At 62.9% G+C, this 2795-nt stretch carries 2 protein-coding genes and 1 pseudogene; all 3 read left to right on the top strand.

The window, feature by feature from the left end:
* Positions 1 to 496, top strand: a pseudogene (locus A2J01_RS02910) (MCE family protein); the annotation flags it as partial.
* Positions 493 to 1887, top strand: coding sequence for an MCE family protein (locus tag A2J01_RS02905; protein WP_064111872.1), 1395 nt, complete (start codon positions 493 to 495; stop codon positions 1885 to 1887). The pseudogene A2J01_RS02910 and the gene A2J01_RS02905, both read left to right, overlap by 4 nt.
* On the top strand, positions 1887 to 2690 hold the full coding sequence (locus tag A2J01_RS34905) for a hypothetical protein (protein ID WP_082654894.1): 804 nt from the start codon (positions 1887 to 1889) through the stop codon (positions 2688 to 2690). The genes A2J01_RS02905 and A2J01_RS34905 overlap by 1 nt, the downstream gene beginning before the upstream one ends.
* The last annotated feature ends 105 nt before the right edge of the window (positions 2691 to 2795 follow it).

Genomic DNA, 2795 nt, shown 5'->3' with positions numbered 1-2795 from the left:
CGGTGGTCTCAGCGAGGTGGCCAGTCGCGTCATCCAGGAGAGCGGCGACGATTTCGCGACCAATGTTCGGGCTCTTTCGCCGACTCTGAAGGCCTTGGCGGATTCGGGTAACGCTCTCACGCAGGTTCTCGGAGTCCTCTTGACGTTCCCGTTCCCACAGAACGGAATCGACAACGTCATCCGCGGTGACTATGCCAACCTGGCGATGACCATCGACATCTCGCTGCCCCGACTCGACGCGAACTTCCTCACCGGAACTCCGTTGGCCGGAACACTCTCCGGACCAGAAGGCGTGTTGGGTAAGCAGGCGGGGCTCGCCGGACAGACAGGCAACCCGTTGAGCGATCCGCTCAAGCCTGCCGCACCGCCCGCACAGGCCCCTGCCGGACAGGCTCCCGCAGGACAGGCTCCGGCAGCGGATCCGAATGCCATTCAGATTCCGGGACTTCCGCCGATCAACATTCCAGGACTTCCTCAGGGGGCACCGGCACCATGATGCTCACAAAGTTCGTCCGTATCCAGCTCACCATCTTCGCCGTCTTGACGGTTGTCGGTTTGATCGTGATGGCCACTCAGTACGTGCGTGTTCCGGCGATGGTCGGTATCGGCCGTTACGACGTCACTGTCGAATTGCCCGCCACCGGTGGGCTGTACAAGAACTCGAATGTCACCTACCGCGGTCAGACCATCGGCGTCGTGAACGCGGTGGAGTTGTCGGAAACGGGCGTGAATGCGCGTCTGTCCCTCGAGAGCGGCGTCAAGGTGCCCTCGGACGTCGACGCTGCGGTCAAGAGTGTGTCGGCGATCGGCGAGCAGTTCGTCGATCTGATTCCGCACACCGACAGCTCCGGAGCGATCGTGGTCGACGGGCATCTGGAAAACGGATCGGTGATTCCCGAAGACCGAACCAGCATTCCCCAGGATGTCGGCGCGATGCTCGATCAGGCAGATCTGTTGCTGCAGAGCATTTCCGACACCAAGCTCAAGACCGTCATCGACGAATCCTTCAAGGCGTTCAACGGTGCCGGCCCGGATCTGCAGAAGCTGATCGACTCGGCTCGGCTGTTCGTCGAGGAGGCGAACAACAACTCCGACGCGACCAAGACCCTGATCGAGCAGGCCGGTCCACTCCTGGACACCCAGGTGGTCAGCAGCGACGCCATCCGTTCCTGGACAAGCAATCTGGTGACGTTCACCGATCAGCTCCGAGCCAGCGACCCTGATCTGCGTGCCGTCATCCAGAAGGGGCCGGCGGCAGCGGCGGAGGCGAATACTCTTCTGCAAGACATGCAGCCGACATTGCCGATTCTTCTGGCGAACCTCGTGTCCGTCGGACAGGTCGGCGTGATCTACAACAACGCGATCGAGCAGATTCTGGTCATCTATCCGCCGCTGGCCGCAGCGCTGGTCACGGTGGCAGGCTCCGGCCCGGCTGCGGATGGTGCACTGGTGGACTTCCACATGGAGGTCAACGACCCGCCGCCGTGCACTACAGGATTCCTGCCTGCAGAGCAGTGGCGCAGTCCGAAGGACGAATCACCGATCGAGACGCCGTCGGATCTCTTCTGCCAGGTTGCCCAGGATTCGCCGATCGCCGTGCGCGGCGCGAGAAACCTTCCCTGCGAGGAGTATCCGGGACGTCGTGCGCCGACGGTCGAACAGTGCCGTTCCGGCTACGTACCGATGGGCACGAACCCGCAATCCGGGCCTCCGGAACCGATTACCGCGACCCCGAGCTCGTACACGTCGACGCCTTCGGTCTCGGCTCGTCGGTACGATCCGATTACAGGCACGTACATCGGGCCGGACGGAAGGACGTACTCGCAACCGAACCTCGGTGGCGGCGACGTCAGTCTCGAACAGTTCATGAAGGGTCAGCAGGGTTGATGACAGACGAAGATCCACAGGCCGGGCAGCGGGTGCGCCGTCGCGCGTCCCGCAGCGCCGGACCCACGGGTGCGGATGCAGACGCTGCCGCGGTAGTAGTGCCCACCGAAAAGAAGTCGGCCGAACAGAAGCCAGCCGAGCAGAAGGCGGCTGAGCAGAAGGTGGCTGAGCAGAAGGCGGCGGCGCCAGTTGCTTTGGGCAAGCCCGATACTCCACCTGAGAAGGTCGTCAGCGGTGATCAGGTCACGACCGAGGCTGAGCCGACCGGTACCGCCGAAACCCCCGCAGAAACTGCTGTGGACACCCCTGTTCGTTCGAAGCCCAAGGCCGGGTTGGTAGTCGGGATCGCCATTGCTTCGGTGATCGCTGTTGCTCTTGCGGCCCTGACGGTGTTTCTTCTCGTCGACCGGAACAAGGCGTCCAATGCCGACGAGGACCGAGCCCGCTACGTGGCCGGTGCCCGGACCACCGCACTGAATCTGACGACACTGCACGCGGATACAGCGGCTGCCGACCTCGACAAGTTTCTCGCCGGCACCACCGACGAGTTCAAGTCGCAGTTCGACGGACGCAAGGATTCGTTCGTCAACGTCCTCGGGCAGGCCGGAGTTCAAACCGACGGCGAGGTGCTCGAAGCCGGGTTCGAGAAGTCGGACGGTGATTGCGGGACTTCTCTTGTCGCGGTGCGCGCGATGCAGAAGAACGGCGACGAAGCGCCCGCCGAACGCAACTACCGACTCCGAATCACCATGTGCGACGTCGACGGGCAGTTGCTTGCCTCGAATGTGGAGTTTGTGCCATGACCCCAGAAGTGAACCCCGAGACGTCCAAGCAAGTGTCGCCGAAGCCGAAGCGCGCCTCACCGCTCGCCATCATCCTGTGCGTCATCAGTGCAGTGGCCATCGCGT

The sequence above is a fragment of the Rhodococcus sp. EPR-134 genome (assembly GCF_001647205.1).
Lineage (GTDB): Bacteria > Actinomycetota > Actinomycetes > Mycobacteriales > Mycobacteriaceae > Rhodococcus_F > Rhodococcus_F qingshengii.
This window is presented reverse-complemented; position numbering and strand designations above follow the sequence as displayed.

Coding starts and splice junctions, on each gene's coding strand:
- A2J01_RS34905 (WP_082654894.1), top strand. CDS start 1,887: ATGACAGACGAAGATCCACAGGCCGGGCAGCGGGTGCGCCGTCGCGCG.
- A2J01_RS02905 (WP_064111872.1), top strand. CDS start 493: ATGATGCTCACAAAGTTCGTCCGTATCCAGCTCACCATCTTCGCCGTC.